The 22,020-nt window shown below is 73.7% G+C and carries 17 protein-coding genes; 12 read left to right on the top strand and 5 right to left on the bottom strand.

The features are described 5' to 3' along the window. Positions 1 to 225 precede the first annotated feature (225 nt). From ACIRS1_RS08075 to ACIRS1_RS08055, 5 genes are all read left to right on the top strand, one after another. Complete coding sequence (locus tag ACIRS1_RS08075; RefSeq protein ID WP_360212834.1) at positions 226 to 927, top strand: PadR family transcriptional regulator; 702 nt, start codon at positions 226 to 228, stop codon at positions 925 to 927. Between the two features lie 126 nt (positions 928 to 1,053). After that, positions 1,054 to 2,136 (top strand): inositol-3-phosphate synthase, encoded by a 1,083-nt coding sequence (locus ACIRS1_RS08070; protein ID WP_313764715.1) that lies wholly within the window; start codon positions 1,054 to 1,056, stop codon positions 2,134 to 2,136. 134 nt (positions 2,137 to 2,270) lie between these two features. Then, positions 2,271 to 3,608 (top strand): MFS transporter, encoded by a 1,338-nt coding sequence (locus ACIRS1_RS08065; RefSeq protein WP_402837821.1) that lies wholly within the window; start codon positions 2,271 to 2,273, stop codon positions 3,606 to 3,608. Between the two features lie 98 nt (positions 3,609 to 3,706). Continuing rightward, on the top strand, positions 3,707 to 4,339 hold the full coding sequence (locus ACIRS1_RS08060; RefSeq protein WP_402837819.1) for a hypothetical protein: 633 nt from the start codon (positions 3,707 to 3,709) through the stop codon (positions 4,337 to 4,339). A 32-nt stretch (positions 4,340 to 4,371) separates the two neighbouring features. Further along, on the top strand, positions 4,372 to 5,406 hold the full coding sequence (locus tag ACIRS1_RS08055; protein ID WP_402837818.1) for a hypothetical protein: 1,035 nt from the start codon (positions 4,372 to 4,374) through the stop codon (positions 5,404 to 5,406). 59 nt (positions 5,407 to 5,465) lie between these two features. On the opposite strand, the gene ACIRS1_RS08050 is transcribed toward ACIRS1_RS08055, so the two are convergent. Then, positions 5,466 to 6,872, bottom strand: a complete 1,407-nt coding sequence (locus ACIRS1_RS08050; RefSeq protein WP_387900762.1) for a CCA tRNA nucleotidyltransferase — start codon at positions 6,870 to 6,872, stop codon at positions 5,466 to 5,468. Positions 6,873 to 7,242: 370 nt separating this feature from the next. Between ACIRS1_RS08050 and ACIRS1_RS08045 the strand changes: the two genes are divergently transcribed. From ACIRS1_RS08045 to trxA, 7 genes are all read left to right on the top strand, one after another. Continuing rightward, positions 7,243 to 9,756 carry a DUF6049 family protein gene (locus tag ACIRS1_RS08045; RefSeq protein ID WP_402837816.1) on the top strand — a complete coding sequence of 838 codons (2,514 nt, stop codon included), beginning with the start codon at positions 7,243 to 7,245 and terminating at the stop codon, positions 9,754 to 9,756. A 57-nt stretch (positions 9,757 to 9,813) separates the two neighbouring features. Then, a complete protein-coding gene (murJ, locus tag ACIRS1_RS08040) occupies positions 9,814 to 12,279 on the top strand; it encodes a murein biosynthesis integral membrane protein MurJ (RefSeq protein ID WP_402837814.1) in 2,466 nt (821 codons plus the stop codon). A gap of 305 nt (positions 12,280 to 12,584) precedes the next feature. After that, a complete protein-coding gene (locus tag ACIRS1_RS08035) occupies positions 12,585 to 14,558 on the top strand; it encodes a serine/threonine protein kinase (protein ID WP_402837812.1) in 1,974 nt (657 codons plus the stop codon). A 47-nt stretch (positions 14,559 to 14,605) separates the two neighbouring features. Then, a complete protein-coding gene (gene sigM, locus ACIRS1_RS08030; RefSeq protein WP_402837810.1) occupies positions 14,606 to 15,325 on the top strand; it encodes an RNA polymerase sigma factor SigM in 720 nt (239 codons plus the stop codon). Beyond that, the gene (locus ACIRS1_RS08025) at positions 15,322 to 16,254 is read left to right on the top strand and encodes a hypothetical protein (protein WP_402837808.1); all 933 of its coding nucleotides are present in this window, start codon (positions 15,322 to 15,324) and stop codon (positions 16,252 to 16,254) included. The genes sigM and ACIRS1_RS08025 overlap by 4 nt, the downstream gene beginning before the upstream one ends. 251 nt (positions 16,255 to 16,505) lie before the next feature. Beyond that, positions 16,506 to 17,471: a thioredoxin-disulfide reductase gene (gene trxB, locus ACIRS1_RS08020; protein ID WP_360212852.1), complete on the top strand. Its 966-nt coding sequence runs from the start codon at positions 16,506 to 16,508 to the stop codon at positions 17,469 to 17,471. Between the two features lie 138 nt (positions 17,472 to 17,609). Beyond that, entirely contained in the window at positions 17,610 to 17,936 is a 327-nt protein-coding gene (gene trxA, locus ACIRS1_RS08015; RefSeq protein ID WP_360212854.1) for a thioredoxin, read from the top strand. Positions 17,937 to 18,081: 145 nt separating this feature from the next. On the opposite strand, the gene ACIRS1_RS08010 is transcribed toward trxA, so the two are convergent. The 4 genes from ACIRS1_RS08010 to rsmG form a co-directional block, all read right to left on the bottom strand. After that, complete coding sequence (locus tag ACIRS1_RS08010; protein ID WP_360212856.1) at positions 18,082 to 18,699, bottom strand: GNAT family N-acetyltransferase; 618 nt, start codon at positions 18,697 to 18,699, stop codon at positions 18,082 to 18,084. Positions 18,700 to 18,825: 126 nt separating this feature from the next. Further along, a complete protein-coding gene (locus ACIRS1_RS08005) occupies positions 18,826 to 19,908 on the bottom strand; it encodes a ParB/RepB/Spo0J family partition protein (RefSeq protein WP_360212858.1) in 1,083 nt (360 codons plus the stop codon). Continuing rightward, positions 19,905 to 20,852: a ParA family protein gene (locus ACIRS1_RS08000; protein ID WP_402838197.1), complete on the bottom strand. Its 948-nt coding sequence runs from the start codon at positions 20,850 to 20,852 to the stop codon at positions 19,905 to 19,907. Before ACIRS1_RS08000 ends, ACIRS1_RS08005 begins: the two co-directional genes overlap by 4 nt. 304 nt (positions 20,853 to 21,156) lie before the next feature. Continuing rightward, the gene (rsmG, locus tag ACIRS1_RS07995; RefSeq protein ID WP_402837804.1) at positions 21,157 to 21,990 is read right to left on the bottom strand and encodes a 16S rRNA (guanine(527)-N(7))-methyltransferase RsmG; all 834 of its coding nucleotides are present in this window, start codon (positions 21,988 to 21,990) and stop codon (positions 21,157 to 21,159) included. Positions 21,991 to 22,020: the final 30 nt, after the last annotated feature.

Genomic DNA, 22,020 nt, shown 5'->3' with positions numbered 1-22,020 from the left:
CTAATCGGGCATCAGTCGCCAATAACCGCAAAACGGCAACAGATCATTACACGCCCGTTGCCAATCTCCCCCGCGCGTCGGCTTGTGATCACATTCACGCGTGCCCCCCTTGCCCCTTTCGAGGGCCCGGTTTACTGTTCTCGATATATCGAGCCGATACATCGAGACGGCATACCGCCCGATGCAGCGGCCAGACGAGGGTCGAGAGGGAGGAGGACGACGGCAGTGGGCAGGCGCTCAGGAGTGTTGGAGTTCGCCGTTCTCGGCCTGCTCCACGACGCACCGATGCACGGCTACGAGCTGCGCAAACGCCTCAACGTCCTGCTCGGCACGCTGCGGGCGTTCTCCTACGGAACGCTCTACCCGTGCCTGAAGAGCCTGGTCGCCCAGGGTTTCCTGGTCGAGGACAACCCGGACGTCGAGTACGTCCCGGCCACCGCGCTCAACGGCAAGCGGTCCAAGACCGTCTACCGGCTCTCCCCCGAGGGCAAGCAGCGGTTCGAGGAGCTGCTCGCCGACTCCGGGCCGGACGCCTGGGAGGACGAGCACTTCGGCGTCCACTTCGCGTTCTTCGGCCAGACCGACCGGGCCGTGCGGATGCGCGTCCTGGAGGGGCGGCGCAGCCGGCTGGAGGAGCGTCTGGAGAAGATGCGCAACTCGCTGGCCCGGGCCCGCGAGCGGTTCGACGACTACACCGTCGAGCTGCAGCGGCACGGACTGGAATCGGTGGAGCGCGAGGTCCGCTGGCTCAACGAGCTGATCGAGACCGAGCGGGCCAACCGCACCGGCCGGACCGGGCCCGCCACCGGCGGCGGCACCACCGCCGCACCCCACAGGACTTCGGACGGCCGTGGCCAGGAGGAAGGGTCGCTGGACCCGCCCGGGCCACCGTACGACCGCCCGGGGCGCTCCGCCCAGGAGCGCTGACACCGCGCCAGCCCCGTGCCGCGCGGCAGGAGTGGGCGCCTCGCGCCCGTACAAGCAGTCATCGAAGAAGCAGGACGAGTGCCGTCGACCCCGGCGGTGCTCATGAGATCACAGGGAGCAACCGGAATGGGTTCGGTTCGCGTAGCCATCGTGGGCGTGGGCAACTGCGCCGCGTCGCTGGTGCAGGGTGTCGAGTACTACAAGGACGCCGACCCGGCCGGCAAGGTCCCCGGGCTGATGCACGTCCAGTTCGGCGACTACCACGTCCGTGACGTGGAGTTCGTCGCGGCGTTCGACGTCGACGCCAAGAAGGTCGGCTTCGACCTGGCCGACGCCATCGGCAACAGCGAGAACAACACCATCAAGATCTGCGACGTGCCGCCGACCGGCGTCACCGTCCAGCGCGGCCACACCCTCGACGGCCTGGGCAAGTACTACCTGGAGACCATCGAGGAGTCCGACGAGGCCCCGGTCGACGTCGTCCAGGTCCTCAAGGACCAGCAGGTCGACGTCCTGGTCTGCTACCTGCCCGTGGGTTCCGAGGCCGCGGCCAAGTTCTACGCGCAGTGCGCCATCGACGCCAAGGTCGCCTTCGTGAACGCCCTGCCGGTGTTCATCGCGGGCACCAAGGAGTGGGCGGACAAGTTCACCGAGGCCGGCGTGCCGATCGTCGGTGACGACATCAAGTCCCAGGTCGGCGCCACCATCACGCACCGCGTGATGGCCAAGCTGTTCGAGGACCGCGGTGTCATCCTCGAGCGCACCATGCAGCTGAACGTCGGCGGCAACATGGACTTCAAGAACATGCTCGAGCGCGAGCGCCTGGAGTCCAAGAAGATCTCCAAGACGCAGGCCGTCACCTCGCAGATCCGCGACCGCGAGCTGGGCGCCAAGAACGTCCACATCGGCCCCTCGGACTACGTGGCGTGGCTGGACGACCGCAAGTGGGCGTACGTCCGCCTCGAGGGTCGCGCGTTCGGCGACGTCCCGCTGAACCTGGAGTACAAGCTCGAGGTCTGGGACTCCCCGAACTCGGCCGGTGTCATCATCGACGCCGTGCGCGCCGCGAAGATCGCCAAGGACCGCGGCATCGGCGGCCCGATCCTGTCGGCCTCCTCGTACTTCATGAAGTCCCCGCCGGTCCAGTACTTCGACGACGAGGCCAAGGAGAACGTCGAGAAGTTCATCCGCGGCGAGGTCGAGCGCTGAGCACTGAGCTGCACCGCGGGTGACCGCCCGTAGCGGCTCCGAAGGGCCCACGATCACCGGATCGTGGGCCCTTCACCGTTTCCCGGCCGATGTTTCACGTGAAACAACGGACGGATCCATGGCACCCTGAGCGGGTGGCGATCACCGAGAACGGCAGCACCCACCAGTCCCCGCACCGTGCCACGCTCCTCGGTCTCCTGCGCGGCCGGGACTTCCGGCGGCTGCTGACCGCCCGGGTGCTCTCCCAGCTCTCGGACGGCGTCTTCCAGGTCTCGCTCGCCGCCTACGTCGTGTTCTCCCCGGAGAAGCAGTCCTCCCCCGCCGACATCGCCTCGGTGCTGGCCGTGATGCTGCTGCCGTTCTCGGTGATCGGCCCGTTCGCCGGCGTGCTGCTGGACCGCTGGCGGCGCCGCCAGGTCCTCTACTACGGCAACCTGGCCCGCTTCGGGCTCGGGCTGGGCACCGGTGCACTGCTGCTGGCGGAGGCGCCGACCTGGCTGTTCTTCGCCTCGGCGCTGCTGGTCACCGCGCTCAACCGGTTCATCCTGGCCGGCCTGTCCGCCGCCCTCCCCCGGGTGGTGGAGCAGGACCGGCTGGTGACCGCCAACGCCCTCTCCCCCACCCTGGGCACGGTCGCCGCGGCCTCCGGCGGCGGCATCGGCTTCCTGCTGCACCAGGTGATGGCCCCGGGGCCGCGGGCGGACGCAGCGCTGGTGACGGTGGCCTCGCTGCTCTACCTGTCGGCCGCGCTGGCCGCCCGCCGGATGGACCGCGACCTGCTCGGCCCGGAGCAGCACGGGGACCGGCCAGCGCTCGGCCAGGCCCTGGTCCGGGCCGCCGTCGAGCTCGGTGCCGCCGTCCGCCACCTGGTCCGGGACTGCCGGCCCGCCGTCCACGCGCTGGCGGCCGTCACCGCGGCCCGGTTCTGCTACGGCGTGCTGATCGTGGTCGTGGTGATGCTCGCCCGCTACACCTTCAACGACCCGGCCGACAGCGCGGCCGGGCTGGTCACCCTCGGCCAGGCGGTCGGCCTCTCCGCCGCCGGGTTCTTCATCGCCGCGGTGATCAGCCCCTGGTGCACCCGCCGGCTCGGTCTGGCCGGCTGGATGACGGTCTGCCTCGCGGCGCCGGTGGTCTTCGTCCCGGCGCTCGGCCTGAGCTTCTCCCTGGTGCCCTGCCTGGTCGCGGCGCTGCTGCTCGGGGTGGTCACCCAGGGCACCAAGATCTGTGCCGACACGGTGGTCCAGGAGTCGGTCGAGGACGAGTACCGCGGCCGGGTGTTCGCCATCTACGACGTGCTGTTCAACGTGGCCTTCGTGGCGGCCGCCCTGGTCACCGCGCTGGTGCTGCCGCTGTCCGGCCGCTCGGTCGCGGTGGTCGGCGGGGTGTCCGCGGTGTACGCGATCTCCGCGGCCCTCTACCTGCGCGCCGCCCGGCGGGACGAGCCCCTCCCCGGCGGCCCGTCCTCCTGACCCCCCCCCGGGCCCTCGGGACCGACGGCGTCCGAGCGAGTCGCTAAGGTACGTCAGACCTGTCGGAGCGACAGCACTCGGTCTCGGGGGACGAACTGATGAGCACACCGCCCAACCCGTACGGGCCGCCGCCGGCGTACGGCCAGCCTCAGCCGGCCTACGGGCCGCCGCAGCCCGGGTACGGACAGCAGCCGCCCGCGGGGCCGTACGGGTACCCGCAGCCGGCCCCGCCGCAGCCCGCGCCCGGCTACGGGCCGCCCCCGGGGTACGGCCCGCCGCAGCCCGGCGCCCAGCCGCCGTACGGGCAGCAGCCCCCCGCCGGGCCCTACGGGTACCCGCAGCCCGGACCGGCCGGCCAGGCCCCCGCGGCACCCGCCAAGAAGCGCGGGACCAAGGCCAAGCTGAAGGCCGTCGGGCTGGTCGGCGGCTGCATCGCCCTGGCCGTCGGCTACTTCGTGAGCGGTCCGAGCGTCAGCAGCGCCAAGCCCGGCGACTGCGTCAAGGTGAGCGGTTCACGCGACGTCGAGATCGCCAAGTGCACTGACTCCAAAGCGAATTACCGCGTCCTGTCGACGTTCGACAACACCACCGACGTGAACCGCTGCAAGCAGACGCCGCAGACCACCAGCGCCGTGTCGGGCAAGAGCGGACGCCGCTGGAACAAGAAGCGGTACGTGCTCTGCCTCGGCCCGCTGGTCCGCACCGGCACCCCGCCGGTCGGGAAGTCCTGACCTCTCCGCCACCACCGTCCCCGGGGGACCTCTTGTCCGTTCCGCCGCCCCAGATGCCGTACGGCGCGCAGCCGCCCAACGACGGCAACCCGTACGCCACCGGAAACCCGTACGGCCAGCCGACTCCGCCGCCCCCGCCGTCGGGCCCGCCCGGCTACGGCTACCCGGCCGCCCCGCCGCCGCCCGACCAGGCGTACGGCTACCCCCAGCAGTCCGCGCCCGGCTACGGCTACGGGTACCCGCAGCCCGGGCCGCAGGACGGGCCCGCCTGCCGCTTCTGCGGCGGATTCCCGGCCGTGGACACCACCGTCCGCGGCCACCAGGGCCTGGTCCTGGCCTACCGGATGCTGCGGATGTCCGGCCCGTTCTGCCGCACCTGCGGGACGGCGACGGTGCGCGACATGTCCGCCCGCACCCTGGTCCAGGGCTGGTGGAGCCCGGTCTCGGTGCTGCTGGCCCCGATCACCCTGCTGCTGAACCTGATCCCCAACGGCCGGGTCAAGCAGCTGCCGTACCCCGTCCCGGGCAGCCACGGCCCACAGCTCGACCCCGGCGTCCCGCTGACCCGGCGGCCGCACATGCTGGCGCTGCTGCTGCCGCTGTCGCTGGTCCTGACGATCGTGCTGGCCGCCACCGGGGTGCTCGGCCCCACGAAGGACGACCCGGTCACGCCGGTCTCGGTGCCCACGGTGACGGTGCCCCCGGTGACCACCTTCTCGCCGCCGCCGCTGCCGACGTACACCCCGCGGCCGGTGCCCACGCCGACGTTCACGCTCCCGCCGGTGGCCACCCCCAGCGCCACTCCGGACGGCATCGACGACGCCAAGATCGGCGACTGCCTGCGCAACGAGAACGGCACCGGCGCCACCCACGACGCCAGCCCGAAGATCACCATGCTGCCCTGCAGCGACTCCCGCGCCCAGTACAAGGTGGTCTGGAAGTACTTCGCCACCTCCGACGACAAGGTCTGCGAGAAGCAGCCGAAGTCGGACAGCACCTACACCCGCACCTACTCCAACCTGACGGCGCTGAGCTACGTGCTCTGCCTGCAGAGCGTCAACGGCTGACGGGCACCCGCCCGGAGGGGGCGGCTCCGGCCGAGGCCGGGGCCGCCCCTCCGGCATGCTCAGCCCTGCTGCGCCGCCCACCAGGCGCGCAGCGCGGCGACCGCCTCGTCGTGCTCCATCGGGCCGTGCTCCAGCCGGAGCTCGAGCATGTGCTTGTAGGCCCTGCCGACCTGCGGCCCGGGCTTGAGGTCGAGCAGCTCCATGATCTGGTTGCCGTCCAGCGCCGGGCGGACGGCGTCCAGCTCCTCCCGCGCCTTGAGCTCGGTGATCCGCTCCTCCAGGCCGTCGTAGGTGCGCGACAGCGCCGCCGCCTTCTTGCGGTTGCGGGTGGTGCAGTCGGAGCGGGTGAGCTTGTGCAGGCGCTCCAGGAGCGGGCCGGCGTCGGTGACGTAGCGGCGCACCGCGGAGTCCGTCCACTCGCCGCCGCCGTAGCCGTGGAAGCGCAGGTGCAGCTCGACCAGGCGCGAGACGTCCTCGGTGAGCTCCTTGGAGTACTTGAGCTCGCGCATCCGCTTGCGGGTCATCTTCGCGCCGACCACCTCGTGGTGGTGGAAGGAGACCCGGCCGTCCGACTCGAACCGGCGGGTGCGCGGCTTGCCGATGTCGTGCAGCAGCGCGGCCAGCCGCAGGGTGAGGTCCGGGCCCTCCTGCTCCAGGTCGACGGCCTGCTCCAGGACGGTCAGCGAGTGCTCGTAGACGTCCTTGTGCCGGTGGTGCTCGTCGCGCTCCAGCCGCAGCGCGGGCAGCTCGGGCAGCACGTGGTCGGCCAGGCCGGTGTCGACCAGCAGCCGCAGGCCCTTGACCGGGTGCTTGGCGAGCAGCAGCTTGTTCAGCTCGGCCTGGACCCGCTCGGCGGAGACGATGGCGATCCGCTCGGCCATCGCGGTCATCGCCGCGACGACCTCGGGGGCCGGGTCGAAGTCGAGCTGGGCGGCGAACCGGGCCGCGCGCATCATCCGCAGCGGGTCGTCGGAGAAGGACTCCTCGGGGGTGGCGGGGGTGCGCAGCACCCGGGCCTCCAGGTCCTCCAGGCCGTGGTGCGGGTCCACGAAGCCGCGGCCGGGCAGGTCGACCGCCATCGCGTTGACCGTGAAGTCCCGGCGGACCAGGTCCTCCTCGATGGTGTCGCCGTAGGTGACCTCGGGCTTGCGGGACGTCCGGTCGTACGCCTCGCAGCGGTAGGTGGTGATCTCGATCAGGAAGGAGCCCTGGGGGGTGTCCTTGCGGGCGCCCACGGTGCCGAAGGCGATGCCGACGTCCCAGACCGCGTCCGCCCAGCCCCTGACCAGCTTCAGCACCTGCTCCGGGCGGGCGTCCGTGGTGAAGTCCAGGTCGTTGCCGAGCCGGCCGAGCAGGGCGTCCCGCACCGAGCCGCCGACCAGGGCCAGCCGGTGACCGGCCGCCTGGAACCGGCGGGCGATCTCGTCGGCGACCGGCGACACCCGCAGCAGCTCTTGCAGCCCCATCGTCTGGGCCTCGCTCAGGCCTGGGACGGCCTGCACGGCGGTGCTGGAACGGTCGGTGCGCGCGGTGGACTCATTGGCAGTGGACACGGCTCACAAGGGTACGTGCCCCGGAAGGTCAACCGCCCGCGCGTTTTGGGCGTCTCACCCCAAGGCCCGCAACACTGCATCCCGGGCTGCATCGTTACCATGCCGGTGGACGGGTTCGGGCACCGGACTGGGGATGCGGTGTCGCGTGCCACCGCGACCGGCGGAGCGTAGCGCCGGAACCGGTCGGGCATCCGCGGCACCAACGCGGCGAAGAGCGTCAGGCGAAGAGCGTCATGCGAACAGCATCAGCAGCGAGCGATCGAGAACGGCGAGGGCGGAACGAGTGAGTGAGCCGGCACGGCACTCGGGCCTGGGGGCGCACCGACAGTCTGGACGGGCCGACGACCCCGCCGGGCGCGGGCCCGGGACGCGCGCGCGCCGCGCGGCCCGTCGGCTCGCCGCCGCCTGCGGGGCCGCCCTGACCCTGTTCGCGGCGGCCGCCCCGGCCACCGCGCTGCCCGCGGGCGGCAACGTCCGGCCGGCCGCGGACAGCGGCGTCTCGGCCGAGTCCCCGGTGGTGATGACCATCGAGTCGATGACGCCGCAGGTGGCCGCCCCGAACGGCGTGGTCACCATCACCGGGCACGTCACCAACGCCGGCAAGGCGGCGCTCAAGGACGCCCACGCGGCCGTCCGCAAACCCAACTCGGGCAAGCCGCTGCAGCGGCGCAACGACCTGTCCCTGGTGGCCGGCCGGACCGTCCCGACCGGTCAGGACGGCGTGGAGCTGGACAGCCCGCAGTTCGCCCTGCCCCCGCTCGGCCCCGGTCAGAGCCAGCCGTACACCCTGGGCGTCGCGGTGAACGAGCTCGGGATGTCCGAGAGCGGCGTCTACGAGCTCGCGGTGGACGCCTGGGGCGCCACCGCGGACAACCCGCGCGAGCGCGCCCTGGGCATCGCCCGGACCTTCCTGCCGTACAACCCGGGCGGGGCCGCCGAGGCCCAGCCGACCAGGGTCACCACGCTCTGGCCGCTGGTGCACGCGCCCGTCCTGGCCGCGCAGACCTACGCCGAGAACGACCAGACCGTCCCGGTGCTGCGGGACGACAGCCTGGCCGCCGAGTTCGCCCCGGGCGGCCGGCTCTACGAGCTGGTGGACACCGGCGCCAAGCTGAACGGGCTGACCTGGGTGGTCGACCCGGACCTGCTGGACACCGCCTTCGCGATGACCAAGCCGTACCGGGTGCAGAAGCCGGGCGCCGACGGCAAGCCCGCCAAGGAGGACAACACCTTCCTCGGCACCGGCTCCGCCGCCGCCACGGCCTGGCTGGACAAGCTGCGGGCGGCCGTCGCCAAGCAGGGCTCCCAGGTGGTGTCGCTGCCGTACGCCGACCCGGACCTCGCCTCGATCGCGCACAACGGCGCGGACCTGGCCGGCATGGGCACCGCCCTGGGCAAGGCGGCGACCGCCGGCCGGCTGACCGTCGAGGGCCGGCTGTCCGTGGACACCCGCTCGGACGTGGCCTGGCCGTACCAGGGCTACCTGGACCAGCAGATCGCCGGCGTCGCCCAGCAGTCCGGCAGCGGCCTGGTCCTGGTCAACGGCGCGAGCATGCCGGAGCCGGACTCGATGACCTACACGCCGTCCGCGGTGCGGCCGATCGGCAACGGGCAGAACGCGGTGGTCGCCGACGAGACGGTCTCCGGGCTGTTCCAGGGCGACCTCGGCACCCCGCAGGCGCAGACCCTGGCCGTCCAGCGCTTCCTCGCCGAGACCTACACGATCACCCACGAGCAGCCGCAGAACCAGCGCGGACTGCTGGTGATGCCGCCGCGCGACCTGACCGTGAACACCGCCAAGGCGCTGGCGAGCGCCCTGTCCGCGGCGTCCGACAAGTGGCTGGCGCCGGTCAAGCTGGACACCCTGGCCCAGGGCCCGGCGGACCAGAAGGCCACCACGGCCGTGCCCCCCGCCACCGACTACCCGACCCGGGCCCGTGCCTCGGAACTCCCCGCCGCAGCCCTGACCAGCACCGACGGGATCCAGCACAACCTGGACATGCTGATGCGGGTGCTCACCCTGCCGCAGCGGGTGCGCGGCCCCTTCAGCGCCGCGATGGTCCGCTCGCTGTCCACCGAGTGGCGCGCCGAGGCACCGTCCGGGGCGGCCTACCGCGCCGGCGTCGCCGTGTACCTGAACGAACTGATCGAGGCCGTCCGGGTGCCGCAGAAGAGCGCGGTCACCCTCTCCGGCGACACCGGCCTGCTGCAGGTCAGCGTCCGCAACGACCTCACCCAGCCGGTCACCAACCTCAAGCTGGTGCTCACCTCCACCCAGCCGAACCGGCTGAAGGTGAAAACCGAGGAGCAGCTGGTCATCCCCGCCTCGGCCAGCATCACCCTCCGCTTCCAGGCCGAGGCCCACAACAACGGGCCGGTCACCATGACCGCCCAGCTGTGGACCACCGGCCCCAACGCGGAGAAGTACGGCGACGAGCAGAACTTCCGGGTCGAGGTCACCTCGGTGACCAACGGGGTGCTCTACGTCTTCGCGGGCGCCGCCGTCCTGCTGCTGCTGGCCGCGCTGCGCTTCGTCCGCCAGCGCAAGCGGCGCGCCGGGCAGCCGCACGCCGACGGCGACCAGCCGGTGGAGGGCCCGGCGGCCGACGCCGCCCGGGAGCCGGCCGGGGACGGGACCGCGGACGACGCCGCCGACGGTACCGGCGCCGGAGCCGGGGGCCGCCCGGAGGACGCCGCCGACCAGGACACCACCGGCGACGGGCGGGCGCGGACACCGCGCGGCAGCAGCGCGGATGGCCGGGATCGGGCCGCCAGTGATGAGAAGGTTGGTCCTTGATACCGCCGACCCCCCGCAACGCCGGGCCGGCCTCCCCCACGACAGCGAAGAGGTGACATGACCGGGCGCAGCGAGGAGCGGCCCCCGGGCCGCGGTGAGAGCCGGCCGGGTGCCGAGTCGCCGTCCGGCGACTGGTACGTGGCCGACACCTACGCCCAGGACCCGTACGCGGCCGACGCGTACGGCAACCCGCAGGACGGTCCTGACCCGTACGGCCTGCGGGCCGACCGGCCCGCCGCACCGCAGCCGCAGGCCACCGCGTACGACGTTCCGCCGCAGCTGCCGCCGCAGGGCGGCGGCTACCCGACGCCGGTGGCGCCAGCGCCGTTCACGGCCCCCGTGCCGCCCGTGCAGCCCGGCTGGGACACCCCGGCGCAGCCCGCCTGGCAGGAGCCGCACGCCCCGGCCGGCGGCGACCGCTGGGGTGCCGCCGAGCAGCCCCGGCCGCAGTGGGAGCCCGGTCCCGCGCACTCGGCCTGGGACAGCGAGACCACCGAGTACGTCGGCGTGGACGCGCTGTTCGGCGCGCCCCAGGCGCAGGCGGCCGCCCAGCCGCCGGCGCCCCAGCCCGCCCCGGCCCCGCCGGCGGCCCCGTCGGCCGGCCACGTGCCGCCCTTCGGCACGCCGCCGACCGCCCCCGCGCCGTACCCGCCGGCGGGCGGCTACCCGGGGCAGCAGCCGCCGCACGGCGGACCGGACGGTCACCGCCCCTTCGTGCCCCCGATCGAGTTCGACCCGCCGCTCTCCGAGGAGGAGGCCACCATGCAGGTGGCCGCCGTCGCGGTGCCGCCGGCGGTGGAGCCGCTGGCGGACATCGTCGCCGAGGAGCGCGCCGCGCAGCAGGCGCAGACGACCGCTCCCGCCCCGGCGGCCGGCGGCGGCAAGGTCGCCAACCTGCTCAACTCCAGCGCGATCATGGCGGCGGGCACGCTGGTCTCCCGCGGCACCGGCTTCGTCCGCACCATGGTGATCACCGCGGCCATCGGCGTCGTCACGATGGGTGACTCGTACAACGCCGCGAACACCCTGCCGACCCTGCTGTACATCCTGATCGGCGGCGGCGCGCTGAACGCGGTGTTCGTGCCGCAGCTGGTGCGCAGCATGAAGAACGACGAGGACGGCGGCACCGCCTACGCCAACCGGCTGCTCACCCTGGTGATGGTCGGACTCGGCGGCGTGGCCTTCCTGGCCGTGCTCGGGGCTCCCCTCCTGGTGCAGCTGATCGCGCACCCGATGATGGAGAACGCGGCCCGCGCCGACACCACCGTGGCGCTGGCCCGATACTGCCTGCCCACGATCTTCTTCATGGGCGTCCACGTCGTGATGGGCCAGATCCTGAACGCCCGCGGCCGGTTCGGCGCGATGATGTGGACCCCGGTCCTCAACAACGTCGTGGTGATCTTCACCTTCGGCGCCTACATCTGGGTGTACGGCGGCTTCGGCGGCACCCAGGTGACCCCCGAGACGATCTCCCCCGAGGGCGTCCGGCTGCTCGGCCTCGGCACCCTGCTCGGCCTCGTCGTCCAGTCCCTGGCGATGATCCCGTACCTGCGGGCCGCCGAGTTCCGCTTCCGGCCCCGCTTCGACTGGCGCGGCCACGGCCTGGGCAAGGCCGCCCGGCTGGCCAAGTGGACCTTCTTCTTCGTGCTCGCCAACCAGGCCGGCTACCTGGTGATCACCCAGCTGGCCACCGCCGCGGGAAGCGCCGCGGAGAAGAGCGGCCACGGCGGTGTCGGCCTCTCGGCCTTCTCCAACGCCCTGCTGATCTGGCAGCTCCCGCAGGCCGTCATCACCGTCTCGATCATGAGCGCGGTGCTCCCGCGGCTCTCCCGGGCGGCGGCCGACGAGGACGCCGGCGCCGTCCGCGACGACCTGTCGTACGGGCTGCGCACCACCGCGGTGGCGGTCGTCCCGGGCGCCTTCCTGTTCCTGTCGCTCGGCCCGGCGATCGGCCGCACGATCTACGCGGTCGGCGGCAGCACGACGGCCCTGGACGACGCGACCAACGTCGGCCTGATGCTCTCGGCCTTCGCGCTCGGGCTGATCCCGTACTCGGCCCAGTACGTGATGCTGCGCGGCTTCTACGCCTACGAGGACACCCGGACGCCGTTCTCCAACACCGTCTGGGTGGCGGTCTGCCAGGCCGGCTTCTCGCTCGTCTGCTGGTTCGCCCTGCCCGCCCAGTGGACCGTGATCGGCATGGCCTTCGGCTACGGCCTGGCCTACGCGGTCGGCGTCACGGTCGCGCTGCCGAAGCTGAAGAAGAAGATCGGCGGCCTGGACACCAAGCGGATCGGCAAGACCTACAGCCGGCTGGCCGCCGCCTGCGTGCCGGCCGCGGTGATCGGCCTCGGCGTCAGCCTGGCGGTGCAGCGGGTGCTCGGCGGCTGGTCGGGCAGCGTGCTCTCGGTGCTGCTGGCCGGCGGTCTCCAGATGGTGGTTTTTGTGTTCATCGCGAAACGCCTGCGGATCGAGGAACTCAACGCCATGCTCGGCATGGTCCGCGGCCGACTGGGCCGCTGACCGTCGCACCAACCGGCCGGACGAGCGGGCGCCCTGACCGGGCGTCAACCGGGGGCACCGCCCCCGCCGCCCGTCCGGCCGCCGTCGGTCCGCCCTCCGCACCCCGCCCCACCGGGCCCGCGAGATGGCGGCCCGGTGTCGGATCTGCACCACATCTCTCCACCATCATGCAACCGAGCGGACCCCTCAGAGGTCGTACTCGGTGGAGAAGAGTGGGCACAATTGTCCTGGAGCACGGGGCCCCCAACCCGCGGGCTCCAGCGACTCTCTCAGGCCGGGGCGACACAAGGGGAGGCAGGACCACGGTGGCTGATGGCACCAAGGCGGTCGTCGACACGTCAGCAGCTGACGCGGCGGCGGACGAGGCCGCACTGGCCGCGGCGATCGACCGGCTCGCGGGCGGGAAGACCGCCCCGGCGGGCGCCGCCGACGCCCCCTCCCCGGACTCCCCCGCGGGCACCGACCGGGAGGCCGGCGACACGGCCCCGGACGACGCCCCGGACGACTCGGACGACGGGCCGGACAGCCCGGCCGCCCCCGCCGGGGAGGAGACCTCGGAGATCACCGCTCCGCTCTCCGTCCGGGAGATCGCCGCCGAACTGGCCGCCGGCACCCCCCGGGGCAAGCCCGCCCCCGCCGAACCGGCGGCCGCCCGGCGCCGCCCCACCGACCCGCAGCCCACCGTCGACCCGCGCGACACCGCCACCCTCCCCCGCACCCTCCCCGCGCCGCTGCGGCACAGCGGCGACATGATCGGCCACCGGTACCGGCTGGAGGAGTGCATCTCCCAGACCGAGACCTTCAGCAGCTGGCGCGCCGTCGACGAGAAGCTGCGCCGCGCCGTCGGCGTCCACCTGATGGCCTCCGGGCACCAGCGGGCGCGCAAGGTGCTGGCCGCCGCCAAGTCCGCCGCGCTGCTGGGCGACCCGCGCTTCGTGCAGGTCCTGGACGCCGTCCAGGAGGGCGAGCTGGTCTACGTCGTGCGGGAGTGGCTGCCGCACGCCTCCGACCTGGCCAAGCTGCTCGCCGACGGCCCGATGGAGCCGCACGAGGCGTACCAGATGGTCCGCCAGGTCACCGACGCCGTCGCGGCCGCCCACCGGCGCGGCCAGGCCCACCTGCGGCTCACCCCGCGCTGCGTGCTGCGCACCGACAGCGGCCAGTACCGGATCAACGGCATCGCCGTGGACGCCGCGCTGCGCGGGCTCCCCGCCGACGACGACACCGACGACGCCCAGCGCGCCGACACCCGTGCGATCGGCGCGCTGCTGTTCGCCGCGCTCACCCACCGCTGGCCCTACCCCGAGGACCGGTACGACCTCCAGGGGCTCCCCAAGGGCCTCCAGAACGTCGCGCCGGACCAGGTCCGGGCCGGCGTCCACAAGGGCCTGTCCGAGCTCGCCGCCAGGGCCCTGTTCGACCACCCGCCGCACCACGCCGCGCCGATCACCACCCCGGAGGAGCTGGCCCGGGCGATCTCGCTGATGCCCCGGATCCGTCAGCCCGAGCCGGAGCTGCCCGCCTACCCGGCCCCGCCCCGGCACAACACCCACTCCCTGCCCACCGCGCCCAACCCCTCCCGGGTCGCCGACCCGGCGGTCGCCCCGCTGCCGCCCTCCTCCCGGCCGACCGCCGCCCGCCGGACCCGGCGGCGGCTGCGCCGGGTGGTCAAGGCCACCGCCTGGACGGTCGCGCTGGGCGCCATCGGCCTCGCCTCGTGGCAGTTCGTCGACGCCATGCGCAACAACAACGGCGCCGTGGCCTCCCCGCTGCCCACCGCCAGCAGCGCCGCGCCGACGGCCCAGAAGGCGACGCACGCGCCGACGCCGATCCCCGTCAAGGAAGCGATCTCGTACAACCCCCGGGGCGACTCCCCGGAGTCGACCTACCTGCTGCCGAAGGCCTTCGACGGCGACCCGACCACGGCCTGGTCGACCAAGCAGTACTTCGACCCGTTCGGTCCCAAGCCCCCGCTCAAGGACGGCACCGGCCTGCTCATCGACCTGGGCTCGCAGCAGTCGGTCAGCTCGGTGAGCGTCCAGTTCGTCGGCACCACCACGGCCGAGCTCCGGATCCCCGGTGCCCAGGCCGCCGCCAACCCGACCGGGGCCCCGCCCGAGGCCTTCACGGTGCTCGACAAGCAGTCCGGCACCACGGCCGACTTCACCCTGGGCAACCCGGCGAACACGCGTTATCTCTTGATCTGGCTGACCAGTCTGCCGAAGGATACGGAAGGCAAGTGGCGCGGGCAGATCGCCGAGGTCAAGGTCTTCGGCTGACCGCACGCCCGCGCAGCGCGACGACGGCAGGGGGGCAAGGGGTGACAGTGGCGGACGACGACGCGACGCTGCTCGCCCGGCACGTCGCCGGGGACCGGGAGGCCTTCGGCCTCCTGGTGAACCGCCACCGGGACCGCCTCTGGGCGGTCGCCCTGCGCACCCTCGGCGACCGCGAGGAGGCCGCCGACGCCCTCCAGGACGCCCTGGTCTCCGCCTTCCGCGCCGCCCCCGGCTTCCAGGGGCGCTCGGCCGTCACCACCTGGCTGCACCGGATCGTGGTCAACGCCTGCCTGGACCGGGCACGGCGCAGCGCCACCCGGCGCACCACCCCGCTCGACGAGGACCCGCAGCGCCTGGACACCCTGGTCGGCGCCTCGGAGCCGGCCGACTCGCCGGTGGTCCGGGCCGAGGTGCACCGCGAGGTGACCGCGGCGCTCGCCGAACTGCCCGCCGAGCAGCGGGCCGCGCTGGTCCTGGTCGACATGCAGGGCTACCCGGTGGCCGAGGCCGCCGAAGTGCTGGGCGTCCCGGTGGGCACCGTGAAGAGCCGCTGCGCGCGCGGCCGGGCCCGGCTGCTCCCGCTGGTCCGCCACCTGCGGGAGAACGCGGGCGGGCCGGACGTTTCACGTGAAACACCGGACGGTCCGGGCTCGGCCCCGCCACCCCGGCGCGGCGCCCCGGGGAACCCGACGGGCCCCCGCACCGTCACAGGGACAGGCCCCGGCACCGGCCGGACGATTCTGGAAGGGGACGCGAGCACGCGATGACGGCCCACCTCTCCCCCTCCGGTCCCGCCGGAGCCCACCCCGAGATCGACGAGCTCGCCGACCTCGCGGAAGGACTGGTCGAGTCCGCCGACGTCGCCGAGGCCCTGCAGCGGCACCTGGACGGCTGCGCCGAGTGCCGCGGGACGGTCGAGGCGCTGGGCGAGGTCCAGGCGCTGCTGGGTGCCGTCGAAGCCCCGTCGATGCCCGCCGACGTCGCCGCCCGGCTGGACGCCGCGCTGGCCGCGGCCGCCGCCGACCCGGCACGGACAGCCCGGCCGGACGCCCAGCGCGCCACCCCGGCGAACCCTCCTGCGGCACCGTCCGCCACGCCGTCCGCCGCGGCCCGGCCGGCGCCGCCCGCCCGGTCCGCCGCGCCCACCGGCCCGGGCCGGCCCCGGCCCCGGCGCCGGCGGCGGGCCCGCCTGCTACTCGGCGCGGCCGCCGCACTGGCCGCGATCGGCCTGGGCGCAGCCCTGCTGCTGCCCTCCGACCGGGCCGACCGGGGCCCGAGCGTCACCGCCGCGGGCCCCGCGACGACCGCCGCCCCGCAGAGCCCCCGCAGCGGCCACGCCGCGAGCGCCGGGCCGGTCTACCGGGAGGACCAGCTCGCCGCACAGGTCCAGCAGCTGCTGGCCGGCTCCGGCAGCGCCCCCGGCCTGCTCCCGAGCGGGCCGGGCAAGCCCTCCGCCGAGCTGCCCGCCGAGGGGCAGCAGGAGCTCCCCGCCCAGGGCTCCGGCTCCGCCTCCCCGTCCGGCTGCCCGGCCCCCGCGGCGGGCACCCCGCTGGCCACCGACCACGGCAGCTACGCGGGCGCCCCGGTGGACCTCCTGGTCTACCCGTCACCCGGTCGGCCCGGCTTCGCCGACGTCTACCTGCGCTCCCCCGACTGCGGCCCGGTCGTCCTGCAGCGCACCGTCCCGATCCGCTGACCCCGCTCCGCCCCGCTGCCACCGCGCCCGGTCACGGCCCCGGTCACGGCGCCTGCCCGCCCCGGCCCGGCAGCTGGCCCGGCGGTTCCCATGCGATCGACGACCGGGGCGGCACGCCGCTCCCACAGTGCGGGCACCTGGTACTGATCCGCCTGGGAATGCGAGACACTGGTCAGTCGTTGTCCCGGGCGGCGGAGCAGGACCGCCCTCCCCGCACCTAGCGCGGGTCGCGATGCGAACCAGGAGATGCAGTGAGCGACGTCCGTAACGTGATCATCATCGGTTCCGGCCCGGCCGGCTACACGGCCGCGCTCTACACGGCCCGGGCCTCCCTCAAGCCGCTGGTCTTCGAGGGCGCCGTCACCGCCGGCGGCGCGCTGATGAACACCACCGAGGTCGAGAACTTCCCGGGCTTCCGGGACGGCATCATGGGCCCCGAGCTGATGGACAACATGCGGGCGCAGGCCGAGCGCTTCGGCGCCGAGCTGATCCCGGACGACATCGTCGCCGTCGACCTCACCGGTGACGTCAAGACCGTCACCGACTCCGAGGGCAACGTCCACAAGGCGCGCGCCGTGATCGTCACCACCGGCTCCCAGCACCGCAAGCTGGACCTGCCGAACGAGGACCGGCTCTCCGGGCGGGGCGTCTCCTGGTGCGCCACCTGCGACGGCTTCTTCTTCCGCGACCAGGACATCGCGGTGGTCGGCGGCGGCGACACCGCCCTGGAGGAGGCGACCTTCCTCTCCCGCTTCGCCAAGAGCGTCACGATCATCCACCGCCGGGACACCCTGCGCGCCTCCAAGGCGATGCAGGAGCGCGCCTTCGCCGACGAGAAGATCCGCTTCGAGTGGGACAGCGCGGTCGAGGCCATCCACGGCGACCCGAAGCTGACGGGCGTCACCCTGCGCGACACCACCACGGGCGAGACCCGCGAGCTGCCCGTCACCGGCCTGTTCATCGCGATCGGCCACGACCCGCGCACCGAGCTCTTCAAGGGCCAGCTGGACCTCGACGCCGAGGGCTACCTCAAGGTCGAGGCCCCCTCCACCCGGACCAACGTCCCGGGCGTCTTCGGCGCCGGCGACGTCGTGGACCACACCTACCGCCAGGCCATCACGGCCTCCGGCACCGGCTGCTCCGCCGCCCTGGACGCCGAGCGCTACCTCGCCGCGCTGGACGACCTGGAGGCCAAGGCCGCCGCCGTCGCGGTCTGACCCCCTCGCCACCGACCGATCCCCCCGCGGGGGTGTTCCACGTGGAACACCCCCGCCCCGCCGGGCGGAAACAGAACGGGCCCACCCGTTGTTGACCCGGCAGCAGCCCCCCCCTCCGTCCGAACCCGAGGAGTTCCCGTGGCCGGCGCCACCACCACCGTCACCGACGCGACGTTCAAGGCCGACGTCCTGGACAGCGACAAGCCCGTCCTGGTCGACTTCTGGGCCACCTGGTGCGGCCCGTGCCGCCAGGTCGCCCCGATCCTCGACGAGATCGCGGCCGAGCACGGCGACAAGCTGACCATCGCCAAGCTGGACGTGGACGCTAACCAGGCGACCGCCGCCCAGTACGGCGTGATCTCGATCCCGACCCTGATCCTCTACAAGGGCGGCGAGCCGGTGAAGTCCATCACCGGTGCCCGTCCGAAGGCCGCGCTGCTGCGCGAGCTGGACGGCCTCATCTAGGTCCACCGGTCGACGACCGCACGACGGCGGGGCTCCCCCACTCGGGGAGCCCCGCCGTCGTCGTTCCGGCCCCGCCGCTGTCGTACCGGCCCGTCCCGGCTCCGCCCCCGGGCCGCCGCCGGGCCCGGTGAGGCCCCGGGCGGCGTCAGAACGGTCGCAGTGCCGGCTCCTTGCGCGCTCCCCCGAGCAGGCGCTCCAGCGCCCCCTCCACGTCGCCCCTCCAGGAGACCGTGGAGCGCGCCTCCAGCCGCAGCCGCGGGTAGCGGTGGTGCGGCCGGACGGTCTTGAAGCCGACCGCGAGCAGGTGGTCGGCCGGCAACACGCAGCTGACCGGATCGGGCCCGGCCGAGCCGAAGGCCTCGATCGCCCGCACCCCGCGGCCCAGCAGGTCCTTGGCCACCGTCTGCACCAGCACCCGGCCGAGCCCCTGCCGCTGGTACCCCGGCAGCACCCGGCTGACCATCAGCTGAACGGCGTCCGGTGACACCGGGCTGGTCGGGAAGGACTGCGACCGCGGGACGTAGGCGGGCGGCGCGTAGAGCACGAAGCCGGCCGGCTGGTCGTCCACGTAGACGATCCGGCCGCAGGACCCCCACTCCAGCAGGACCGCGGAGATCCAGCCCTCCTTCTCCGGCTCCGGCTTTCCGGACTCCACCGCCGCCCGCCCGCTGACCGGGTCCAGCTCCCAGAACACGCAGGAGCGGCAGGTGGTCGGCAGGTCGGCGAGGTTGTCCAGCGTCAGCGGAGCGATCCGGCGTCCCATGCCCCGCACCTCCTCCTCCACGTCACGGGTCGAGCATGCCTCCGGAAACGCCGATGGGTGCGTGTTTCACGTGAAACGGCGCTCACGTGGGACACGCACCCATCGGGTTTCCGTCCTCGGCCCGGCTCAGCCCTGCGACAGCCGCAGACCGTCCTCGCCCGGGGCCAGGCTGTCCAGGATCCGGTTGAGGTCGTCCACCGAACCGAACTCCAGCACCACCTTGCCCTTGCCCAGCTTCCCGCCGCGCTGCGACACCTCGACCTTCACCCGGGTCTCGAAGCGGTCCGAGAGCCGGCTCGCGAGGTCGTTGAAGGCCGGCGAGAGGATCCTGCCCGCCTTCGGCGCCTGGCGCTTCGGCTTCTCCTCCTGGGCCATCATCCGGACGATCTCCTCGGTGGTCCGCACCGAGAGTCCCTCCGCGTTGATCCGCTTGGCCAGCTCCTCCTGCCGCTCGCGGTCCGGCACGCCGAGCAGCGCCCGGGCGTGCCCGGCCGTCAGCACCCCGGCGGCGACCCGGCTCTGCACGGCCGGCGGGAGCTTCAGCAGCCGCAGCGTGTTGGAGACGTGGACGCGCGAGCGGCCGATCCGGTCGGCCAGCTCGTCGTGGGTGCAGGAGAAGTCCCGCAGCAGCTGGTCGTACGCCGCGGCCTCCTCCAGCGGGTTCAGCTCGGCCCGGTGCAGGTTCTCCAGCAGGGCGTCCAGCAGCAGCTTGTCGTCCTCGGTGGCCCGGACGATCGCCGGGATCCGCTCCAGGCCCGCCTCCCGGGAGGCCCGCCAGCGGCGCTCGCCCATGATGAGCTCGAAGCGCTCGGCACCGACCTGGCGCACCACGACCGGCTGCAGCAGGCCGACCTCCCTGATGGAGGCGACCAGCTCGGCGAGCTTGTCCTCGTCGAAGACCTCGCGCGGCTGGCGCGGGTTCGGCCGGATCGCGTCCAGCGGCAGCTCGGCGAAGCGCGCCCCGGCGACCTCGGCCAGCTCGGCCTCACGGTCGGCCTGCTCCCGCAGGCTCTCCGCGGCGGCCTTGGCCGCCACCGTGCCCCGACCGGTCGGCAGCACCGGCACCGCGACCGGCGACACCGTGCCGGTGGCCGCCACCGGGGCCGGTACGGGCGCGGCCTCCACGGGCTGTGCCGTCCCGTTCGCCGCCGGCGTGACGGCCGGGATCAGCGCCCCGAGCCCCCGTCCCAGACCCCTGCGCGCACTCACCGATGACCCTCCGTCGTACCGTGCTGTGCCACCGGGGCTCCGTGCCCCGGCTGGCCGTCCCGCTGCTGGCCCACCAGTGTGCCGCCTCCGGCGCCCACCGCGCGCAGCCCGAGTTCGCGCGCCGCCTCCAGGTAGGAGAGCGCCCCGGTCGAACCCGGGTCGTAGGTGAGCACGGTCTGACCGTAGCTGGGGGCCTCGGAGATGCGCACCGAGCGCGGGATCGCCGTGCTCAGCACCTCCTGCTGGAAGTGGGTCCGGACCTCCTCGGCGACCTGGGCGGCCAGCCTCGTCCGGGCGTCGTACATGGTGAGCAGGATGGTCGAGACGTGCAGCGCCGGGTTGAGGTGGGCGCGCACCAGCTCGACGTTGCGCAGCAGCTGCCCCAGGCCCTCCAGCGCGTAGTACTCGCACTGGATCGGGATCAGCACCTCCTGGCCGGCCACCAGGGCGTTCACGGTCAGCAGGCCCAGCGAGGGCGGGCAGTCGATCAGGATGTAGTCGAGCGGCTGCTCGTAGGCGGCAATGGCGCGCTGCAGCCTGCTCTCCCGGGCCACCAGGGAGACCAGCTCGATCTCGGCGCCGGCCAGGTCGATGGTCGCGGGGACGCAGAACAGTCCCTCCACGTCCACCACCGGCTGGACCACGTCGGCCAGCGGCTTGCCCTCGACCAGGACGTCGTAGATGGACGGCACCTCGGCGTGGTGGTCGATGCCGAGGGCGGTGGAGGCGTTGCCCTGCGGGTCGAGGTCGACGACCAGGACGCGCAGTCCGTGCATGGCGAGCGAGGCGGCCATGTTGACGGTGGTGGTGGTCTTGCCCACCCCGCCCTTCTGGTTCGCGACCACGATCACCCGGGTGGCGGCGGGGCGGGGCAGGCCCTCACCCGCTCGGCCGATCGCCTGGACCGCAGCCTGGGCAGCCCGCGCGATGGGCGTGTCGTCGATCTGGTCGACGGTCTCCGAGTCCTGCATGGGGGTCAGTGTTTCACGTGAAACCGGAGCGGCAACAGTCGCCGCCCGGAAGAGGCCGAGGCCGCGGCGAAGCCGCAGATCGAGACTGTCGGATAGCAAGGATCGACGTTTCACGTGAAACACCATGCCCGCTATGTCGGAAATCTGACGTTGCGACACTCCGATGTCCTGCCGTCGACCCGCCGTCCCCCGCACGGTCACCGGAACGCCGACGGGCGGGCGCTCCCCCTCCGGGGAAGTGCCCGCCCGTCGGCGGAGGTGTCGGGGCCCGGCCGGCTCAGCGGCCGCGGCGCCGCCCGCTCCGGCCGCGCTCGCCCGTCCGGGCCGCGCCCGCGGTCCGCCCGGCCCGGGCCGCCTTGGCCCGCCGGGTGGCGGCCTTCACCCCGCCGGGGCTCTCCCCCGCCTTGACCTGGACCACCCGGGTGGAGGTCTCCAGGGTGCCCTCGCCGACGGCGATGACGCTCCACTCGACCGCGCCCAGCTTGGTCAGCCCGGCCCGCGAGTCGGCCAGCTCCTGCTCCGCGCTGTCGCCCTTGAGCGCCAGCATCTGCCCGTGCGGACGCAGCAGCGGCAGCCCCCAGCCGGCCAGCCGGTCCAGCGGCGCCACGGCCCGGGCGGTCACCACGTCCACCGCGAGCTTGCCGACCATCTCCTCGGCGCGGCCGCGCAGCACGGTGACGTTCTCCAGGCCCAGCTCCCGGACGACCTCCTCCAGGAAGGTGGTCCGGCGCAGCAGCGGCTCCAGCAGCGTGACCGAGACGTCCGGCCGGGCCAGTGCCACCGGGATGCCCGGCAGGCCGGCGCCGGAGCCGACGTCGCAGAGGGTGGAGCCGGGCGGCAGCAGCTCGGCGAGCACCGCGCAGTTCAGGACGTGCCGGTCCCAGAGCCGGGGCACCTCGCGCGGCCCGATCAGCCCGCGGCGCACGCCCGCGGTCGCCAGCAGCTCCGTGTAGCGGACCGCGGCGTCGTAGCGGTCGCCGAAGACCTCCCGCGCGACGGCGGGCGCCTCGGCCAGCTCGGGCACGTCCGTCGCCCCGGCGTCCGGGCCCGTGGCGGCCGGATCCACGTCAGCCGCCCCCGGCCGGCCGTCGGCCGCGTTCTCCGTGTCCATCTCGACCTCTCCGATCCCCGGATCCACCGA

The sequence above is a fragment of the Kitasatospora sp. NPDC101176 genome (assembly GCF_044768035.1).
Classification (GTDB): Bacteria; Actinomycetota; Actinomycetes; order Streptomycetales; family Streptomycetaceae; genus Kitasatospora.
The sequence above is the reverse complement of the archived record's forward strand: the minus strand, read 5'-3'. Positions and strand labels throughout refer to the sequence as shown.